22 protein-coding genes are annotated in these 17,413 nt (G+C 68.1%); 7 read left to right on the top strand and 15 right to left on the bottom strand.

The features are described 5' to 3' along the window. Positions 1-63 precede the first annotated feature (63 nt). The 3 genes from AB0L53_RS48905 to AB0L53_RS48895 form a co-directional block, all read right to left on the bottom strand. On the bottom strand, positions 64-1,743 hold the full coding sequence (locus AB0L53_RS48905; protein WP_364010546.1) for an aromatic amino acid ammonia-lyase: 1,680 nt from the start codon (positions 1,741-1,743) through the stop codon (positions 64-66). Positions 1,744-1,853: 110 nt separating this feature from the next. Then, positions 1,854-2,063 carry a response regulator transcription factor gene (locus AB0L53_RS48900; RefSeq protein WP_364010543.1) on the bottom strand — a complete coding sequence of 70 codons (210 nt, stop codon included), beginning with the start codon at positions 2,061-2,063 and terminating at the stop codon, positions 1,854-1,856. Positions 2,064-2,094: 31 nt separating this feature from the next. Continuing rightward, entirely contained in the window at positions 2,095-3,531 is a 1,437-nt protein-coding gene (locus AB0L53_RS48895) for an MFS transporter (RefSeq protein ID WP_364010540.1), read from the bottom strand. A gap of 73 nt (positions 3,532-3,604) precedes the next feature. Here AB0L53_RS48895 and AB0L53_RS48890 point away from each other — a divergent pair, with 73 nt between their 5' ends. Beyond that, positions 3,605-4,363, top strand: coding sequence for a TetR/AcrR family transcriptional regulator (locus tag AB0L53_RS48890; RefSeq protein ID WP_364010537.1), 759 nt, complete (start codon positions 3,605-3,607; stop codon positions 4,361-4,363). A gap of 215 nt (positions 4,364-4,578) precedes the next feature. Here AB0L53_RS48890 and AB0L53_RS48885 read toward each other — a convergent pair whose 3' ends face one another. The 7 genes from AB0L53_RS48885 to AB0L53_RS48855 all read right to left on the bottom strand — a co-directional run bounded on the left by AB0L53_RS48885 (position 4,579) and on the right by AB0L53_RS48855 (position 9,666). Continuing rightward, positions 4,579-5,397 carry a phosphatase PAP2 family protein gene (locus tag AB0L53_RS48885; RefSeq protein ID WP_364010534.1) on the bottom strand — a complete coding sequence of 273 codons (819 nt, stop codon included), beginning with the start codon at positions 5,395-5,397 and terminating at the stop codon, positions 4,579-4,581. Between the two features lie 10 nt (positions 5,398-5,407). Beyond that, positions 5,408-6,331, bottom strand: a complete 924-nt coding sequence (locus tag AB0L53_RS48880; protein WP_364010532.1) for a hypothetical protein — start codon at positions 6,329-6,331, stop codon at positions 5,408-5,410. Beyond that, the gene (locus AB0L53_RS48875) at positions 6,328-6,819 is read right to left on the bottom strand and encodes a hypothetical protein (RefSeq protein WP_364010529.1); all 492 of its coding nucleotides are present in this window, start codon (positions 6,817-6,819) and stop codon (positions 6,328-6,330) included. The genes AB0L53_RS48880 and AB0L53_RS48875 overlap by 4 nt, the downstream gene beginning before the upstream one ends. A gap of 3 nt (positions 6,820-6,822) precedes the next feature. After that, positions 6,823-8,046 carry a macrolide family glycosyltransferase gene (locus AB0L53_RS48870; RefSeq protein WP_364010526.1) on the bottom strand — a complete coding sequence of 408 codons (1,224 nt, stop codon included), beginning with the start codon at positions 8,044-8,046 and terminating at the stop codon, positions 6,823-6,825. After that, positions 8,043-8,360, bottom strand: a complete 318-nt coding sequence (locus tag AB0L53_RS48865) for a hypothetical protein (protein ID WP_364010523.1) — start codon at positions 8,358-8,360, stop codon at positions 8,043-8,045. Before AB0L53_RS48865 ends, AB0L53_RS48870 begins: the two co-directional genes overlap by 4 nt. A 242-nt stretch (positions 8,361-8,602) precedes the next feature. After that, positions 8,603-8,863: a hypothetical protein gene (locus AB0L53_RS48860; RefSeq protein WP_358553954.1), complete on the bottom strand. Its 261-nt coding sequence runs from the start codon at positions 8,861-8,863 to the stop codon at positions 8,603-8,605. Then, positions 8,860-9,666: a phytanoyl-CoA dioxygenase family protein gene (locus AB0L53_RS48855; protein WP_364010520.1), complete on the bottom strand. Its 807-nt coding sequence runs from the start codon at positions 9,664-9,666 to the stop codon at positions 8,860-8,862. Before AB0L53_RS48855 ends, AB0L53_RS48860 begins: the two co-directional genes overlap by 4 nt. A gap of 90 nt (positions 9,667-9,756) precedes the next feature. On the opposite strand from AB0L53_RS48855, the gene AB0L53_RS48850 reads away from it, so the two are divergent. The 3 genes from AB0L53_RS48850 (at position 9,757) to AB0L53_RS48840 (ending at position 11,156) form a co-directional block, all read left to right on the top strand. Continuing rightward, entirely contained in the window at positions 9,757-10,515 is a 759-nt protein-coding gene (locus AB0L53_RS48850; RefSeq protein ID WP_364010517.1) for a helix-turn-helix transcriptional regulator, read from the top strand. A gap of 72 nt (positions 10,516-10,587) precedes the next feature. Next, entirely contained in the window at positions 10,588-10,956 is a 369-nt protein-coding gene (locus AB0L53_RS48845; RefSeq protein WP_364010514.1) for a DUF4184 family protein, read from the top strand. Beyond that, a complete protein-coding gene (locus tag AB0L53_RS48840) occupies positions 10,950-11,156 on the top strand; it encodes a hypothetical protein (protein ID WP_364010511.1) in 207 nt (68 codons plus the stop codon). Before AB0L53_RS48845 ends, AB0L53_RS48840 begins: the two co-directional genes overlap by 7 nt. Positions 11,157-11,306: 150 nt before the next feature. Here the strand turns inward: AB0L53_RS48840 and AB0L53_RS48835 are convergent, their stop codons facing one another. Both AB0L53_RS48835 and AB0L53_RS48830 read right to left on the bottom strand, forming a co-directional pair. Continuing rightward, on the bottom strand, positions 11,307-12,491 hold the full coding sequence (locus AB0L53_RS48835; protein WP_364010508.1) for an FAD-dependent oxidoreductase: 1,185 nt from the start codon (positions 12,489-12,491) through the stop codon (positions 11,307-11,309). A gap of 81 nt (positions 12,492-12,572) precedes the next feature. Continuing rightward, the gene (locus AB0L53_RS48830) at positions 12,573-13,514 is read right to left on the bottom strand and encodes an RNA polymerase sigma-70 factor (protein ID WP_364010505.1); all 942 of its coding nucleotides are present in this window, start codon (positions 13,512-13,514) and stop codon (positions 12,573-12,575) included. Between the two features lie 48 nt (positions 13,515-13,562). Here AB0L53_RS48830 and AB0L53_RS48825 point away from each other — a divergent pair, with 48 nt between their 5' ends. After that, entirely contained in the window at positions 13,563-14,036 is a 474-nt protein-coding gene (locus tag AB0L53_RS48825; RefSeq protein WP_364010502.1) for a GNAT family N-acetyltransferase, read from the top strand. Between the two features lie 36 nt (positions 14,037-14,072). Here the strand turns inward: AB0L53_RS48825 and AB0L53_RS48820 are convergent, their stop codons facing one another. Both AB0L53_RS48820 and AB0L53_RS48815 read right to left on the bottom strand, forming a co-directional pair. Continuing rightward, positions 14,073-14,441, bottom strand: a complete 369-nt coding sequence (locus tag AB0L53_RS48820) for a hypothetical protein (RefSeq protein WP_357954927.1) — start codon at positions 14,439-14,441, stop codon at positions 14,073-14,075. A gap of 91 nt (positions 14,442-14,532) precedes the next feature. Next, a complete protein-coding gene (locus AB0L53_RS48815; RefSeq protein ID WP_364010498.1) occupies positions 14,533-14,928 on the bottom strand; it encodes a hypothetical protein in 396 nt (131 codons plus the stop codon). Positions 14,929-15,159: 231 nt separating this feature from the next. Here AB0L53_RS48815 and AB0L53_RS48810 point away from each other — a divergent pair, with 231 nt between their 5' ends. Beyond that, the gene (locus tag AB0L53_RS48810; RefSeq protein WP_364010495.1) at positions 15,160-15,369 is read left to right on the top strand and encodes a hypothetical protein; all 210 of its coding nucleotides are present in this window, start codon (positions 15,160-15,162) and stop codon (positions 15,367-15,369) included. A 557-nt stretch (positions 15,370-15,926) separates the two neighbouring features. On the opposite strand, the gene AB0L53_RS48805 is transcribed toward AB0L53_RS48810, so the two are convergent. Continuing rightward, entirely contained in the window at positions 15,927-16,352 is a 426-nt protein-coding gene (locus tag AB0L53_RS48805) for a hypothetical protein (protein ID WP_364010492.1), read from the bottom strand. 248 nt (positions 16,353-16,600) lie between these two features. On the opposite strand from AB0L53_RS48805, the gene AB0L53_RS48800 reads away from it, so the two are divergent. Beyond that, positions 16,601-17,269, top strand: coding sequence for a Type 1 glutamine amidotransferase-like domain-containing protein (locus tag AB0L53_RS48800; RefSeq protein WP_364010489.1), 669 nt, complete (start codon positions 16,601-16,603; stop codon positions 17,267-17,269). Positions 17,270-17,413: the final 144 nt, after the last annotated feature.

Raw genomic sequence — 17,413 nt, 5'->3', positions numbered from 1 at the left:
TTGTGAGGAACAGCTTCCGCACCTGATCCGGCAACAGGAGAAGAAAGAGTCGCGCCACTCGTATCATCCCGCGACGTACGGCACCAGGTGCTGGTTGTGCACCAGCCAGATGGCCCGGTCCAGGTCAGGAGTGAGATAGCGGTCATCACCCAGGGGCGTGATGTACTCCCTGAGCTCCGCCAGCAGGGTCCGCGTGCCGGTGCCGAGCGGCAGGCCGGACATCTGCTGCGCGATGAGGTCGATTCCCTGAGCGGACATCAGGTACTGGACCGCCAGGACGATTTCCAGCCGGTCGAGGTTCTCGTGCAGGTGCCGGACCGAGGCCATCGCCATCGTGTTGTGGTCCTCCTGCCCATCCTTGACCGGCCGGGACAGGGTGCCCGCGGGTGTGGCCCTGGCCTGCATCTCCGGGATCAGCGCGGCGGCCACCGTCTGCACCTGCACCATTCCGGAGTTCAGGCCGACCGTCCCGCCGGCGAGATTGGCCGGCAGGCCGTAGCTCCATCTGGGGGACAGCAGCCGCCCCGACAGTTCCTGCGACAGCACCCCGATGTCGGTGATCTCCGCGTTCACGGTGTCGGCGAGGTGCCCCATGACGGAGCCGTCCCAGTTGCCGCCCATCACGAACTCGTACCCCGGCCCTTGATCGCGCTTGAAGATCAGCGGGTTGGAGGTCGAAGCGTTGGCCTCCCGTACCAGGGCCCGGCGCGTGTCGGCGAGCACCTGCCGCAGCCCGGCCATGATGTGCGGCGCCGCCCGCACCGACACCGCGTCCTGGACCCGCGGGTGGTAGTCCGCCGGATCGAGGCGCCGGCGGCCCTCTTCCGTCATCCAGCCCGAGCCCGCCACCATCGCGCGCAGACGCGCCGCGATCGCGTTCTGCTCGGGGATGCGGCGTTCTTTGTGGGTACGCGCGTCCAGCGATCCCTGCTCGGCCCTGGTCGCCTCCATGAACAGGGCGAAGGCGCCCTCTGCCTGGTCGGCGAGTACGGTGGCCCGGTGTACGGCGTCCATCAGCGTGGCGGCCAGGACGGTGCTGCCGCTGATGATCGGCAGCGCTTCCCCGGCCTGCAAGGTGAAGTCGCGGGCCAGCCCGGCCTTCGGCAGCAGCTCGGAGGCGGGTCCTTCCTCACCCCGGTAGCGCACCGGCGCGTCCTCGCCTATCGCCGCCAGTCCCGCTGCCGCCTGCGGCTGCAGGTCTCCGGTGCCCAGCGAGCCGATTTGCGGCATTCGCGGTATGACTCCGGCGTTGACCATGGCCAGCAGCCGCTGGGGCACCTCGGGGCGCACGCCGACCGTTCCTCTGGCCAGCTGGTTCGCCTTGAGGATCAGGGCTAGTCTGACCACGTTGTCGGGCAGCGGCTCCCCGACGCCCGCGGCGTGGGAGCGCAGCACGTTGCGCTGGAACTGCTCCGCCTGCTCGGCCGTCAGCGGACGGTCCTTCAGCGGTCCGAGCGCCTGGTTCCACCCGTACACCCGCTGGTCGTCCAGGGCGGCCAGCGCTCCGGTTCGCGTCTGGTTCATGTGGGCCCACGCGTCCGCCGCGAGCCGCACGACGACGGGACGGCCTTCGAGGATCGCGAAGGAGTCGTGCAGAGAGAGCGAATCGCCGTCCAGCACCAGGTCCATCGCCGGCGGCGCCGCCCCTGCTGGGGGCGGTTCGGGATCGGCGACCGCCTGCCCCGGCACGCACAGGGCGGCGAGCAGGCCCACACCGGCGGCCATTCGTCCTAGATGGGTCATCACGTTGTCCCCCGGGGCGTCACGACGAAGATCAATGCCGCTCCGTTATAGCCACCGGACGCAGGAGAGCCAGAGAGGGCTCAACAGGGCTGACTCTGCCTCGACCAGTCCTATGACCGGCACTTACTTCGATCGGCCCGGATCAGGTCCTGCGTCGAGGTGTCCTTGAGCAGGAAACCGCAGACCCCGGTCTCCAGGGCGGTGAAGACGTGCTCGTCGGTGTCGAAGGTGATGAGCACGATGACGGCAGGTGGTCCGGCGAGCCGGCGGATGGCCTCGGTGGCGGCCAGGCCGTCGGTCCCAGGCATCCGGATGTCCATCAGGACTTCGAAGCGGGAAAGGTTGCGTGGCTCAGCCGTGGGCCTGTTGGGCGTGTTTGGGGAGCAGGCTGACCAGGAGGAGCGTGAGGAAGTAGAGGGCGGCCGCGATGGCGAAGACGAGTTCGGCGGCGGCGGTGTAGGAGCCAGTGGTGGGGTGGCCGACGCGGGCGAAGAAGACCGTGCCGAGTGCGGCGACGCCGAGGGCTCCGGCGAACTGCTGGACCGCGTTGAGCATGCCCGCGCCAGTACCGGCCTCTTCGGGGGTGGCGTCGCCGAGGATGTAGTCGACCAGCGGGACGAAGATCAGGCCGGAGCCGAAGCCGGTGATCAGCAGTGCCGGGGCCAGGTTCCATGAGGTGATCGCGGTGCCGAAGTGCGCGACGGTCCACCACAGGGCGAGCAGTCCGGTGACGGCGAGGGCGAGGCCGATCTGCAGGGTGGCGCGGCCGAGTTTCTCGGCGAGGAAGGCGCCGGCCAGGCCGACGGCGATGGCCGTGCCGAGGGCCCAGGGGATCAGGGTGAGCCCCGCGTGGATGGGTGTCCAGCGCATGCCGAGCTGGAGCAGCAGGTTGATGACCAGGGTGAAGCCGCCCAGTGAGGCGAAGAACCCGCCGGTGATCACCAGGCCGACGACGAAGCTGCGCTTGCGGAACAGCGAGGGCGTGATGAGCGGGTGTCGGCTGCGGCGTTCGGAGAAGACGAACAGGGCCAGGGCGACGGCGGCGGCGATCATCATGGCGTACGTCCACACGGGCCAGCCGAGCTCGCGACCTTGGACGAGCGGAATGATGAGCAGGGCCGAGGCGGCGGTGAGCAGGGCGACACCGGTGAGGTCGAGGCGGACGGTGGCGTCCTCGCCGCCACGGCGGGGCAGGACACGCCAGCCGAGCGCGGCGGCGATGACGCCGATCGGGACGTTGATCAGGAAGATGGACCGCCACTGACTGCCGAACAGGTCCATATGCAGCAGCCAGCCCGCCAAAATCGGCCCGGCCACGGTGGCCAGGCCCATCACCGGGCCGAACGGGATCAGGGCCTTGCGTAGGTGCTCGGGCGGAAAGACGACCTTCACCAGGGCCAGGCCCTGCGGGATCATGACGGATCCGAACAGGCCCTGCAGGATGCGGGCGACGATCAGGAACGCCACATCCGGGGCCAAGCCGCAGGCCAGCGAGGCCAGGGTGAAGCCGGTCATACCGATCAGGAACAGCCGGCGGCGGCCGAGCAGGTCGCCCAGACGCCCGGAGGTGACCAGGCCGAGGGCGAAGGCCGCGGTGTAGCCGGTGAGCACCCATTGCAGGGTTACCGGGCCGCCGCCGAGGTCGGCGCGGATGGAGGGCCCGGCCAGATTGGCGACGCTGGAGTCGATCAGGTCCATGACGTCGGCGATGAAGACGACGGCCAGGACGGCCCACGCGTGCCGCAGGCTCAGCGTCGTCGCAGGTGGAGTGCGCTCATCTATATCCATGGAACACTGTTCTACTATAGAACACTGCTCCATTCAAATGGAAAGGTGTTCTATTCGCTGGTAAGGTGACTCCATGAGGTCCACTCCCGAGCAGCGGCGCGCGGCCCGGCATCAGCAGCCCACCGACCAGGACACCGCCGCCCGCACTGCCGCGCCCGCCCGCCGCAAGCAGCCGATCACCGTCGACCTGATCGTCGACACGGCGCTGGGCATCGTGGCGGCCGAGGGATACGAAGCGCTGACCATGCGGCGTGTGGCCACCGCTCTCAAGACCGGGCCCGCGTCGCTGTACTTCCACGTGGTCAACAAGACCGACCTGGACGACCTGCTCATCGGCCGCCTCAGCGCCGCACTGGTCCTCCCCGAGCCCGACCCGGCCACCTGGCGGGAGCAGATCATCGGCGTGTGCGCGCAGATGCGCGACCAATACCTGAAATATCCCGGCATCTCCCGCGCCGCCCTGGCCGTCGTACCGACGAACCTGGAAACCCTGCGCGTCGGCGAGGGGATGTTTTCGATCCTCCTCGCCGGCGGCGTGCAGCCGCAGACCGCGGCCTGGGCCAGCGACGCCCTGACCCTGTACGTCAACGCCTACAGCCTGGAAGCCTCCCTGCGCACCACACGGCGGAGCGACAACACCGGAGCTAACGGGGAAGACGCCGACGATGAGTGGGTCCTGTCCCGCGACGAACTGCTGAGCCGCTTCGCCGCCCTGCCCGAGGACCGATTCCCCAACACCAGGCGGCACGCGGCCGAACTGACCGCCGGCACCGGGCACGAGCATTTCGAGTTCACCCTCAACCTGATGCTCGACGGCCTCACCGGACGCTGACCTCGGCGTCGTTCATACCGCTACGTATTCACTCCAGTCCCGGCCTGCTCCAGCGAGTGCCGAGCAGGGGGCGGGCTGGTCGCCGGCGAGGGTGGGCAGCGTAACCCCACCGGACCGTCAGCTGGAGTACCGTTTCCAGCCGGAGCCGTTCGAGTGTGTCCCACATCGAGCGGAAGTCATCGGCTGTCCGCATCGCGCGCAGCGGTACCGCGTCGTCATCGCGCCATTGTCCCCGTACCGCCGCAATCCCGAGTACGCCGGCGCTCGGCGAGGTGGTTCCACGCTGATACGACAGCGATGGAGACGGCCAGCAACACGACGCTTCCGGCGATGTCGAGCACATAGTGGTTCCCCGTGACGAGCACCACGGCCATCATGCCCAGCGGAAAGATCCATGGCAGCAACGCCCATTGCGGATGGGAGGCCCGCAGCGCGCACCACACGGCGTACGCGCACCACAGCGACCACCCCACGTGCATGCTGGGCATCGCTGTCAGGTTCTGGCCGTTCGCGATCTCTCGTGAGGCATGGCCGCCCAGGATGTCGTACTCGGCGATGATGTCGACGACGCCCGGCAAGGCGAACCGTGGGGGCGACATGGGCAGCGCCCAGTAAACGGGCAGCACGAGAACGAGCATCGTGACGAGGGTCCGCCGAACCTTGACGTAGACCTCGGCATGCCGGACGAAGACCCACACCAGCACACCGATGATCGCGAGGTAGTACAGGCGGTAGTAGTACACCGCCGGCTGGATGAGGGCCGGATGCTCGGTCAGCCACTGGTTGGCCCTCAGCGCGATGTCCAGATGGACTGCCCGCTCTATGGACTGCACGGCCAGAGCGTTGGCGGTGGCGGCTGCGACGTCCTTCCCGACGGCGGTATGAAGCCATGCGAAGAGCAGGATCACGAGCAGCAGAGCGGCCACTTCGGCGAGTGGTGCGGGGCGCTCACCCATCTTCCCGGCAAGTGCCGCCGATCGGGCACGAGCGAGCAGGCTCGATAATCGGCCTACTGCCACCTCACGTGGGCTCACGCGGGTCACCCTAACTCACTGTTCCTGCAAGGCAGGCGCGCCGGATGAGGGCGATCACAGTGTCGGCGGTGCAATCGAGGAAGCTGCGGCCATCGGGCAACTGCGGCTCTGGGCTGATGTAGCTGCTCCGCCCCATGTGGGTGGCCGGGTCAAGCCTGTGTACGGTGATCTTTCCGGCGCGGGCGGCCCGGTTCCATCCGCTGCGGCGGAACAGCCGCCAACGCTGAGGGAAGATCCAGGTGCCGACCCGCTCGATCCAGTCGCTCGCGCTGGTGAGCTGATGCAGGTGATCGGCGTTGGTGAGATCGTTGGCGCCGTTGTGGAACCCACCGATGGTGATCAGCAGGAGCGGTGCACGCAGCCGGGTGTGCAGTTCTTCGACCGCGCCGGTGGCGACCTGGGCGCCACCACTGTAACTGAGCAGCACCACAGGTATGCCGCTGCCGGGCTGGTAGCCCGCCCGGCGCAGCTGGTTGACGATCTGGGTGCCAACGGCGCGGTTGTACAGGGGACGGTACCTGTGGTCGGCGGCCACGAAGATCTGCATGACGTTGTGCAGGAACAGCAGGAGCCCGGCGCGGTGACGGAGCCACGCCCACACAGGCCGGTCGGCGAGCGGGTCCGCCAGTGGAGAGTAGGGCTGCACCTGACCCAGCACCCGCAGCTCCGGCGCACCGGCGATCAGGGCTTGGACCAGCTGGCCCCCGTCGCGGGTGTCGCGGAAGCGACGTTTTCCGATGCCGTCCAGATAGACCAGGTAGGCGTCCGGCGGACGGTCGGGCTCCGCACCTCGGGCATAGGGCATGTCCTGCGGTAGCTCGGTGGCAGGAGTACGCCAACCGGCGGTGTAGGCCGTGACCTCGTAGCGGGCGAGCAGAGCTTCGGCGAGCAGGACCGGACCGAGCAGCAGGACAAGAAGCGGGATCTCGATCACGTGGCCGGCTCCTGCGCCGCGCTGGCGTTGATCCGCACGACCAGGCGCCGCACAAGCTCGATGGCGGCGGCCAGTCCGACGCCGGCGACGGCCACGCAACCTGCGGCAGCCCACCAGCCCAGCCCCGTCGTGGCGGCGAGCGGGGCGACGAGGCCGGCCCCGACCTCCACGAGGAGCAGCAGGTGCAGCAGGGGCCCGAGCAGCGGGAACGCGAGGACGGCGGCGAGAAGCAGTGGAGCGACCAGGCCGGGTGTCCAGGTCAACGCGGCAACGGCTGACAATGGAGCGGACAGCACCAGCTCGGCGAGGGTCCACGCGGTCAGCGGCCACAGAGCGAACGCGGCGCCCTCGACCACGGCGTCGGTCAGCATGAGCAGGACCGCATGAGGCCGCGACACGCCGGGCCGGCGAGACACCAGGGGCAGGAACCGCCCGACGGCCTCGGACAGCCCGGCGAACAGCAGCAGGACGACAACGACGGGTGACATCGCTCAGCGCTCCCGTGTCGAATCCGCCGGGTCCGGTCGGCTGCCCCGGCCGGCCCGGTGCAGGTAGCGCTCGAGTTCGTCGGCGGCGCGCAGATAGCCGCCGGCCCCGCGCTGGTCGATCCGCAAGCCGGCCGCCGCGGTCCGGAAGCGTGGCTCGTCGAGCAGGCGACGGGCGAGGGCGTTCACGGATCCCGCCGCGGCGTCCTGGGGACGGATCGACAGCCCGGCGCCGAGTTCGACCACCCGCCGGGCCACGAGGGGCTGATCCGCGCCCTGCGGGACCACCAGCATCGGAACCCCGACGTACAGGGCCTCGTTGGCACTGTTCATCCCCCCGTGAGAGACGAACAGCGCGGCACGGGCCAGCACTTCAAGTTGCGGTACGAAGCGGCGAGCCCGCACGTTGTCCGGCAGCGGACCCAGCGCGGCCGGATCAGTCTCTCCGGTGGAGATGATCACGGTGCCGCCCAGTGGCGCCAGCGCGGTGGCGAAGTCGCGCAGCAACCGGGGGGCGGCTTTCAACACCGTGCCCACCGAGGCGTACAGCACCGGATCTCGCAGGCTGTCGGCCGGGAACGACGGGTCGAGTGGGCGTACGCCAATGCTCGGGCCGACGAACTGGTACGAATGGTCGAAGGCGTCGACGCCGGGCTGGAACGCGCGCGAGGTGAAGACCAGGTTGAGCGGCTGCCGTACGTTCGCCAGATCTACCAGCGGCAACCCACGGGTGTCGTACCGGCGGGACAACTCCCACCGCGACCGCAGGTAGCCCCCGCCATAGCGGGGCCGGGTCGCCGCCGCGGCCAGCAGCTCCCACGAGGCGGCGGTGGGGCTGGGCGCAGACCGGTTGAACGCGAACGTGGTGAACAACGCTGCCGCCGGCACCGCGAGTTCGCGGGCGGCGACCGCGCCCCAGGGGCAGGCGGAGCCGTGGACGATCAGGTCAGGCCGGATGTGACGCAGCTCGGAAAGCACCGGCGGCAGCAGACCGACGGCGGTGCGCGCGAGCCCGTCCAGCATCGTGAGCGGTATCGGCGGATCGGGGAGCGGTTGATCGCCCCCGGGGTAGAGGTACACGGTCGCACCGGTGGCCTCGATCTCCTTCGAGAACGCGGGCGAGGTGTGATAGGTGACGGAGTGGCCACGGCGGACAAGCTCGGCCACGACCGGCAGCGTCGGGTTGATGTGCCCATGCATGGCGATGTTGAGGAACGCGATGGTGCTCACCGGCCTACCCCCGACGCGGAGGCGGCGTGTGCCTCGCCCCGGCAGGCCGGAGCAGCCCGATACAGGCCGGACCCACTGATGCGCAGCCCGTCGAGAAAGCGGCCCGCTTCGCGGCAAGCGGTCTCGATCAGCCGGTGGGATTGGCCGGGAGGGATGGTCGGGCTCAGCGGACTCGCCGGTCCGGTCGACAGCACCACCACGCTGGCCGCCCCTGCCTGCAGAGCCGCGCGTACTGGGACATAGGCGATCACCCCGACCGCCACCGCCACGGGACGGGGCCGGTCGCGCAAGCCCACCGACGATGTAACCCTCATGCTCCGCCCCTCTCTCACCATGGCGATCTGCTGGGCGGTGGCGCCGTGCCGGTCGGTGACCTTTCTCTTTCCGTTACGCCCACAACCATATCATTCGCGATAGTATTATTCAATACTATATTGTGGGCTAGAGGAACCACCGATCGCAGTGCGGGACGCCATCGTGCGGATGGGGCGGGCGCTGGAGATGGCGACCGGTGCTTCCCGCCCGCTGACGACGACTGCGAAGCGGGAAGCAACCATCAGGACAGTTTTTCGAAGAAGAACTCGTGCTTGAGAAACGACGTGTCGTATTCGTGCCCTGGGTACGGCGGGATCAGCTGCGATGCCTGGAACAGCCGCCAACCGTCGCGCAGCGCGTCCACCCCCGTCTCGTACGGCGGTTCGTCCCCGTCGCCCGCCGTCGGATCGGTACGCCCGGTGCCGTCGTAGCGGGACCATCCCACCACCGGCGCGTCGAGGGCGGAGGTGGCCAAGTAGAGAACGAGCACTTCTTGCTTCATGCGACCCTCCCGGGGCGGTTGTTCACACGCGTGATCCAGTAGTCGATGTCGAACGAGGGATCCGCGGTCATGGCGCGCCACAGCAGTGCCCGATTGTGGAACTCCAGCCGGCCGGTCGCCTGCTCGTACCAGGGGAAACGCCTGCCCAGCTCGCCGAGGACGGCGGGGTCGGCGAGGTCGGAGGTGTCCCACAGGAGCACCTGCGGGACGGTGGGGTTGAACCGGATCTTGAACATGTACCGCCGGACTGCGCTGTCGTTGCGCCGGCCACCGTGCCAGATGCCGTGGTGCAGCAGCATCACCGTCCCGGCGGGGCAGGTCAGCCGGGTCTGGCCGAGCAGGTTCTGGTAGCGGCCGGTGTCGCTCTCGTTGACGCGGCGCAGGTGGCTGCCGGGCACCACGAGGGTGCCGCCCATGTCCGCGGTGACCTCGCGGGGGTAGTACATGAGCTGTACGTCGAAGGCGTCCACACGGGTGTCGATGATGGCGTCGGCGTGCAGCGGCTGGGCCTGTCCGTTGTACGGCTCGCGGATGTGCACGGCGTGGTGGTCGACGGTCGGGCCGGGCCCGACGAGGGAGTGCAGGGCCCCGGCGACCTGGGGCAGCTCAATGAGGCGGCGGGCGAACGTCCCCTCGGGGAATGCCTTGTCGATCGGGGTCCCGTACGGCAGGCGCGGGATTCCCGCCTCCAGTACGTCGATCGCCTGGTCGTTGAGCTCGTCCGGGACGACTCCGTCGAGCCGCAGGTAACCGGCGGCCACGAAGCCGGCTACCTGCGCGGAGGTGAGCAAAGTGGTTCTCATGCCTCAAAGCTAGAATCGGACACTCGCCGTGTCGTGGGTTGTAATCCTCATCTACTGGTTGATTTTCCCCCACTGGGGTAGACATGCGCTGTGCGTCACCTGACGATCGCGCTCTCCGAGCCGCCCGTGGTGGCCGGGGCGGGAGTGGGCGTGCACGGCGTCGTCGGCCTCCACGACGTATTTCGGCTGCCCGACCTGTGGCAACTCCACCTGTACGGCTACGCGGCCGAACTCGTCCTGGAAAACACCACGCACGCCATCAAGCCGGGACACGTGAGCCTGATCCCGCCTGGCGCCGAGGTGCACTACCACTATCGGGGCAGATCAGAGCACCTGTACGCGCACTTCCGCCTGCCCGGCGAGGACGAGCGCCGCACTGTGACGGTCATGCGGGACGCCGGCGACCAGGCCCCGGTCATCGGCGCAGCGCTGCGCCAGGCCATCGCGGCCGTCCCCGGCACTCCGGCCAGGGCGTCGGCCGAGGTGTGGTCGGTGCTCTGGCGGGTGGCGAGCCTGCCCGTGGTCGGCAGCCGGCCCGCCGTGGTGGCCGCGGCGATCGAGTACATCGAGGCGAACCTGGCCACACCGCTGACCGTACCGGACGTCGCCAGGGCCGCCGGGGTTTCGCACAACCACCTCACCCGGCTGTTCCGCGCCCAGAGCGGTGACACGGTGGTGGCCTACATCCGGCGCCGCCGGCTGTCGCGGGCGCTGCACTTGCTGCGCGAGTCGACGCTGGCGATCCCCGCGATCGCCGCGGCAGTGGGGATCGCGGACCTGCAGGCGTTCAACAAGGCGTGCCGCCGTGAGCTGGGCGCCTCTCCCCGCATCCTGCGCATGCGGCGATGATCCACGCCGACCCTGACCGCCGGCGCCGTCGATATAGATCATCATCCGGACGGCGAGGGCCGATAATGGCGTGTGCCGTTCACCCTGAGCCATGTCGCCGCGATCCTGCCGATGCGGCGGTGGTTACCGCCGTCGGCGCTGACGGTCGGGGCGGTCATACCTGATCTGCCGTACTACCTGCCGCTGCCGTTCTCGTCGGTGAGCACGCACGCATGGTGGGGAGTGCTGCTGCTGGGGGTGCCATCGGGCGCGGTACTGCTGGCGCTGTTTCACCAGGTGCTCCGGGCGCCGCTGGTCGCGTTGGCCCCGGCCGGGCTGCGCGCCCGGGTGCCCGTCGCGCCGCGGCCGGCGCCCGTGACGGTGGTGGCGGCGCTGGGGTCCGGTCGGAACGGCTGCCCGGGGTGGCGGGCCGGGTGCGCGGCGGGGTGCTGGCCATGGTAACGGTGGCCGCGATCGCCGGTGCCGCCGCCGGGGCGGTGACCGACCGCGCCGCGGTGAGCGGCTACGACCTGGTTCGGAGCATGATCCTGGGAGGCGCCGACGGGGCCGCTGTGATACTCGCGTGCTTCGTACTCGTCTGGCATGGGCGGAACGTGGTGAGCACCCGACGGGCGGCGCGTGATGCGGGCCCGCCGGCCTGAGCGCTTCGCCTGGTGGCCGGCACGGTAGCGGGTCACCCTCCGTGGGGGTGAGCCCCCGCGCGCCTAAATGCCACATCAACCGACGACCTTCCAGCCGTCCGCCGTCGACCCGCCCGAACCGCGTGCCGGAAAGGTCGTCCACGACGATGTTCATGCGGTCTCCCGCATCAGCGTCTGCTCACGCTTAACGCGGTTGGGCCGGGTCGGCATCCCAAGTGTCGGGTTGGCGACGCTCCATGCGGCGCTCTTGCAGATCAGTTCCTTGTACGCGGCGGCCAGTCGGCCGGTCAGGACCGCCTGCTTGGCACGGTCGTCGGCTGTGACGTACTGGATCAGGCCCTCCTTGCGGCCCAGTGAGACGCACAGATTGAAGTAGCCGATCGTCTTGTTCGGGACCTTCCGGCCGGTCAGGCGCGCCGCGATGGCGTCGGCGGCCAGCCAGGCGACTGGGATTCCCGAGGCGCACGACATCCGGAGCGGCTTGTCTCCGGCGCCCATCGCCATGGCCGCGTCGCCGACGGCGTACACATCGGGGTGGGAAACCGAGCGCATGGTCCGGTCGACCACGATCTGGCCGGCGCCGGAGACCTCCAGGGATGTCGCCTTCGCGATCGGGTGGACCGCGAAACCGGCGGTCCATACGGTGACCGCGGCGGGGATGACCTTGCCGTCGGCGGTGGTGACGTGGTCGGCTTCGACGCCGCTGATGGCGGCGTGCTCGTACGCGGTGATGCCGAGCCTGCCGAAGACCTTCCTTACGTGCTCACGCCCCTTGGGTGAGAGCCAGTCGCCGAGGCCGCCGCTGACGGCCAGGGCGACGTTGAGGTCCGGGCGGGCCTCGGCGATCTCGGTGGCGGCCTCCACGCCGGTGAGGCCGCCGCCGACCACCACCACGGCCTGCCCGGCGTCGAGGCCCGCCAGGCGCTCGCGTAGCCGGAGTGCTCCGGTACGACTGGCGAGGTGGTACGCGTGCTCGGCGGTCCCGAGTACGCCTTGGCTGTTCCAGTCGCTGCCGAGGGCGTACACGAGGGTGTCGTACGCCAGTTCTTCGGCACCATTCGCACCGGTGATGGTGACGGTCTTGCGGTCGACGTCGACGCCGGTGACCTTCGCGAGCCTCAGTTCGACGCCGGTGCCGGCGAAGATCTCGCTGAGCGGCCGGGGCCTGAGGTCCTGGCCGGTCGCGAGCTGGTGATTGCGGACGCGTTCCACGAAGTCGGGCTCGGCGTTGACGAGGGTGATGGCGACGTCCTCGCGGCGCAGCCGCTTGGCGAGGCGGCCGGCGGCGCTGGCTCCGGCGTATCCGGCTCCGAGAACGATGACACGATGCTGCATTTCAGGCTCCTGTCCGGTTCGGATGTGCCACTTGAACCGGATGGCCCGCCGTTTCCTGACAGGAACGCGGTGTGAGACACGTCACATCACGAGCAGGGGCTCTCCATGGCTGGCCGCCGCCCATTGCTCGGTCGCGCGTTCGAGCTTGTCGGGGTTCGCCTGGGTACGGCAGGCGGTGATGCCCTCGGCGGTGACCTCCAGGCACATGACGGCGACGACCCGGCCCGCCACGACGGCCACAACGGCGGGTTCGCCATTGGCGGTCCAGGCGTATATCTCGGGCGAGCCGCCGACGACGGCGCGCTTGGCCTCGGCGGGCTTGAACATGCCCCACACGAACTTCGCGACCGCGACGGCTCCCTCGAACGCCTTGGTGCGTGCCGGAACCTTCCCTCCGCCGTCACCGATGGAGATGGCGTCCTTGGTGAGCAGGCGTACGAGCTCATCGGTCTGGCCACTGGTGGCGGCCGCGAGGAACTCCTCGACGATCCGCCGGGCGGCGGCCTCGTCGATCTCGGTGCGGGCTTTGCCGTACGCGACATGCTTCTTGGCACGGTGAAAGATCTGCTGGCTGGCCGCCTCGGTGATGTCGAGGATCTCGGCGATCTCCCGGTGCGGGTAGTCGAAGGCCTCCCGCAGCACGTACACGGCCCGTTCGTTGGGGGACAGGCGCTCCATGAGGGTGAGGACCGCGTACGAGACCGATTCGCGCTGCTCAGCGGTGTCGGCCGGGCCGAGCATCAGGTCCCCGGCGAGCAGCGGCTCGGGAAGCCATTGGCCCACGTAGGTCTCACGGCGCGCCCGCGCGGAGGTGAGCTGGTTGAGGCACAGGTTGGTGAGTACTTTCGTCAGCCAAGCCTCGGGGACCTCGACGCGGTCGAGGTCGGCGGCCTGCCAGCGCAGGAACGTCTCCTGCACGACGTCCTCTGCCTCGTCCGCGGAGCCGAGGAGACGGTAGGCGATGGCCTCCAGACGGGGCCTCGACAGCTCGAACCGGTCCACGTCAATCACCGTTAGAGGCATGGCCCGAATCCTAACTCTTCATGCGTGACCAACTCATATGGTTCTCGCATGCCTAAAAGCCTCCGCCTCGCGCCTATCACCCCCGCCAACATTGAGACGGCCATTGCCGTGAAAGTCCGCCCCGAACAAGAACACTTCGTCTCACCTGTGGTGAAGTCGCTGGCCGAGGCGTACGTCCACCCGAACGTGGCCTGGCCACGCCTCATCCTCGACGGCGACCGTCCGGTCGGCTTCCTCATGGCCTTCTTCGATATCGACTGGGACGGCAAGGGAGTCGACTTCCGGTCCGGCTTGTGGCGCCTCAACGTCACACCCGACGCACAAGGGCAGGGAGTCGGCCGCTTCGCCGTCGAATCAGTGGCGGGCGAAGTCAGGCGTCGTGGTGGCACGCAGATGTATGTGACGTGGGAACCGGGAACGGGCAGCCCCGAAGGCTTCTACCAGAAGCTCGGGTTTCAGCTCACAGGTGAGAAGAGCGGGGGCCAGACGGTCGGAGTGCTGAACCTGACGAAGCCCTCGTAATGGCAGGGGGTGGCTGCCGCGAAAACGCTCACAGTCTCAGCGACAGGCGTCGCAATCGTCGCACAGGGTTTTGATCCAGGGGCGTTTCCTGGCCTGGCCGGGATTACCGCAGTACTCACAGATCCTGGCCGACTCCTGTTCAGCGGCGTGTACGAGGAGTGTCGCCGCGTCGTCCTCCCGCTTGTAGCGTTCCGCCTCATGTGGTTCGGGCCACTTGTCGCCCCCCTGGTGCAGGTGGCGCAACAGGCCGGTGAGGAGGTAGACGCGTAAGGTGCCGTACTTCTCCTTGACCTGTTGGACGCTGTAGCCGGGGCTTACGGCCAGCAGTTCCTCGTGCAGGCGTTGCAGCAGCGGATGCCAGCCCTGGCCGATGCCGTCAAGGTGGGCGGGGATCTGTTCCGACATGGCTTCATGATCCGATACTGTGAGGTCGGCTGTCGACAGCGTCAACTCGCTGATCTCTTCGCTCGGTAGGGTGCCCGTAGAAACGCTCTCCCTATTGCAGCTGGAAGAATACGAGCCCCGGGGCAATCGCCGGAGCTGACGGTCTCGGATTTAGACGGAGGCACCGAGAATGGCCGCTGGTGAGCCTTGGACGGGCAACGATCCAGATCACATTGTTGACCGCGTCGGGGAGCAGCGCGATCGGGAACCACAGCACGAGGCTGTACGCGACCGCGAGATACAGCAGCCGGCGCAGCGCCTTTGCCCGGCGGTTCAGCGGTCCGGGTGCGGGGGCACGCAGGATCAGCCACAGGAGCACGGCCTTCACCAGGGCGGCCACGAGCAGCACCACAGTCGTCGGGGTGTCGAACCCGCCGCGCATGTAGAACTCCGCGTAGGCCGGCGGCGACCATTCGACTGCCGCCCAAAGCCAGGCGTCGCCGAGCACTAGGCCCGCGACAGCCGCCGCAAGGACCAGACCGACTAATCCAATCCTGATAATCCGCCATAAATTAACCGAAAGCACGGGACGCGATCTTAGCGCGGCACCGCCGTACAGGGGGTGTGTCCAGTCAGTGGCTCTGCCTCTTTTTCCGGTGGAAATTCACGCCATGCCGTCAATGACGTTACTCTCCTGTGGAACGACAACTATCTCTCCTTTGAAGGCGTCGCGTACGAGTTGTCGCTCAACGAGAACCTGTTATCATACGCGGTCCCACAGTTCGTGGTCAGAGGCCTGGAAGAAAGCGAAAGTGACGGCGTTGGCTGCGCCCTGGTTGAGCAAGGCCTCATCATCGCGCTGTTCAACGCGGATACGTCGGACGACGATTACACGTACATCGAAGTTTTGGCCGATCGGCGACGGCGCGCAGCGCCGCCGCCCCCTTAGCGGCCCGGTTGCCGGACCGTCATCCGCCGACAGCGTGGATCACGCGCTCTTACCGTTGACCGAGACGCATGCACGTCCCCCAAATTTTCCGCCGTCGGCCGGCTCGTGCACTTCTTTGGTGATCACGCTGTTCACGTCGGCCTTGTCCGCGTGCACGGTCCCTCACGCCCCCGCTTCCCTGGCTGATGTTGAGCCCGTCATTTGGAAAGGCCTGTCGTCGGCGCTCCTCCCGCCTCATCACGGCCACGGGCCGCCGCCCCGAAAGCTTCCGCCGGGGCGGCGGTCGGCTATGTAGGGAGTGGGGCAGGAACCACCCGATGCAGTGAATCGCCGGCAATGGAAGCAAGAGGGCCGCCACTTGGTCGTAGATCGAGGCGTTCAGCCGGGATCAGCGACGAACAGCCGCTCAGAGCTGCCCGCCCCTGAACCGCAGAAGAGGCCCCGTAGGGCCTCTGAGCTGCGCTAACTGCGTACGGCAGGTGCGAGGTTCGAACTTGCGTTGACTAAGGCGCCGTGAGCATGGCTCTGTCTTGCCCCGCTGGACGCGGGCGGCCGGCTCAGCTGCAGCGGGCGACGCGGGTCATGGAATACGGCTTGTAGGCAGCGGCGTAGAACTTCTTCTTGCCCTTGGTGTGGGCGTTGACCGTCATGCAACGGTACTTGGCCGCCTTGTCGCCGACCGAGCCCTTCCTCACGAACATGATCTTGGCGCTGACCTTGTGGCTGCACTGGTTGTTGAAGTAGATGGTCACGCTCGTGTTGCCCTCACCCCACGAGTAGTTGGCCCACTTGCCTCTGGGCCGGGAGCAACTGATGCTGTCGCTCTCGAGCCCGGCTTGAGCCGACGCGGCGATGGCCTTCGTACTGGCGGTCTCCGTGCTCGTCCGTGCGGTGCCTGCCTGCGCGGAGCCTGCGGTCGCCGGTGTCAGCAGCATGGCCGTCGCGGCGGCGGAGCCAAGCAGAACGGATGTGAGCTTCTTCATGCTTCAACCTCATAAGAGCAAAGATCTTGACCGAATCAACCGTATCGGCCATCCCAATACTCTGTAAAATCGAGGTTGTCAGCCCGTCAAGCAGATTGTCGCCAGCGCCGTCCAGGCTGTGAGGACCTGGAGAGCGAAGGGTTGGAGAGACTGATCTACCAGGCGTTTGCTCCCAGCAGCGATGAGTCTCGCGGTGGTCCCACGTCTACACGTCACACCGCTCCATCGCACGCGAATCGGGAGACATCTTGAAGCTTCTTCTCACCTCCGGAGGCGTCACGAACGCGGGCATCCGCGATGCGCTGGTCGATCTGCTGGACAAGCCGATCGCCGACTCCAGTGCCCTCTGCATCCCTACGGCGGAGTATGGCCACCCCATGTGCACGCCGGCCTCAGCCTGGCGCTTCATCGCCGGACAAACCCCAGCACCCATGTGCGACCTGGGCTGGAAGTCGGTGGGCGTCCTCGAGCTCACCGCACTGCCCAGTATCGGCAAGGACCGCTGGGTCCCCTGGGTCCAGGAGGCCGACGTCCTCTTGGTGGACGGTGGCGAGGCGACGTACCTGTGCCACTGGATGCGGCAGTCCGGGCTGGCGGATCTCCTGCCATCGCTGTCCGAGACGGTCTGGGTGGGGGTGAGCGCCGGAAGCATGGTGATGACCCCCCGGATCGGTGACTACTTCGTCGAATGGACGCCGCCCACCGGAAGCGACCGCACCCTAGGGGTCGTCGACTTCTCGATCTTCCCGCACCTGGGGCACGAGCTCATGCCGGGAAACACCATGGCCGACGCCGAGAGATGGGCCGCCGACATCGCGGGTCCGGCGTACGCCATCGACGACCAGACGGCCATCAAGGTGACCGACGGCACCGTCGAGGTCGTCTCCGAGAGGCGCTGGAGGTTCTTCTCCTCCTAGCCACCGATGCCCAACCGCCTGAGTGGGCGAGGCGCCTACTCAGGCCGCAGATCGCGTGCGCTGCGGCCATCCGCCTTGCGTAGGCTGAGCCGACGGTTTTACAGCGGACCGATGTTCTCGCCCGCGTCATGCCTCTGACTTGGC

It is taken from the genome of Nonomuraea sp. NPDC052129 (assembly GCF_040680095.1).
Lineage (GTDB): Bacteria > Actinomycetota > Actinomycetes > Streptosporangiales > Streptosporangiaceae > Nonomuraea.
This window is presented reverse-complemented; position numbering and strand designations above follow the sequence as displayed.

Coding starts and splice junctions, on each gene's coding strand:
- AB0L53_RS48905 (WP_364010546.1), bottom strand. CDS start 1,743: ATGACCCATCTAGGACGAATGGCCGCCGGTGTGGGCCTGCTCGCCGCC.
- AB0L53_RS48900 (WP_364010543.1), bottom strand. CDS start 2,063: ATGGACATCCGGATGCCTGGGACCGACGGCCTGGCCGCCACCGAGGCC.
- AB0L53_RS48895 (WP_364010540.1), bottom strand. CDS start 3,531: ATGGATATAGATGAGCGCACTCCACCTGCGACGACGCTGAGCCTGCGG.
- AB0L53_RS48890 (WP_364010537.1), top strand. CDS start 3,605: ATGAGGTCCACTCCCGAGCAGCGGCGCGCGGCCCGGCATCAGCAGCCC.
- AB0L53_RS48875 (WP_364010529.1), bottom strand. CDS start 6,819: ATGTCACCCGTCGTTGTCGTCCTGCTGCTGTTCGCCGGGCTGTCCGAG.
- AB0L53_RS48865 (WP_364010523.1), bottom strand. CDS start 8,360: ATGAGGGTTACATCGTCGGTGGGCTTGCGCGACCGGCCCCGTCCCGTG.
- AB0L53_RS48860 (WP_358553954.1), bottom strand. CDS start 8,863: ATGAAGCAAGAAGTGCTCGTTCTCTACTTGGCCACCTCCGCCCTCGAC.
- AB0L53_RS48855 (WP_364010520.1), bottom strand. CDS start 9,666: ATGAGAACCACTTTGCTCACCTCCGCGCAGGTAGCCGGCTTCGTGGCC.
- AB0L53_RS48840 (WP_364010511.1), top strand. CDS start 10,950: ATGGTAACGGTGGCCGCGATCGCCGGTGCCGCCGCCGGGGCGGTGACC.
- AB0L53_RS48835 (WP_364010508.1), bottom strand. CDS start 12,491: ATGCAGCATCGTGTCATCGTTCTCGGAGCCGGATACGCCGGAGCCAGC.
- AB0L53_RS48830 (WP_364010505.1), bottom strand. CDS start 13,514: ATGCCTCTAACGGTGATTGACGTGGACCGGTTCGAGCTGTCGAGGCCC.
- AB0L53_RS48825 (WP_364010502.1), top strand. CDS start 13,563: ATGCCTAAAAGCCTCCGCCTCGCGCCTATCACCCCCGCCAACATTGAG.
- AB0L53_RS48820 (WP_357954927.1), bottom strand. CDS start 14,441: ATGTCGGAACAGATCCCCGCCCACCTTGACGGCATCGGCCAGGGCTGG.
- AB0L53_RS48805 (WP_364010492.1), bottom strand. CDS start 16,352: ATGAAGAAGCTCACATCCGTTCTGCTTGGCTCCGCCGCCGCGACGGCC.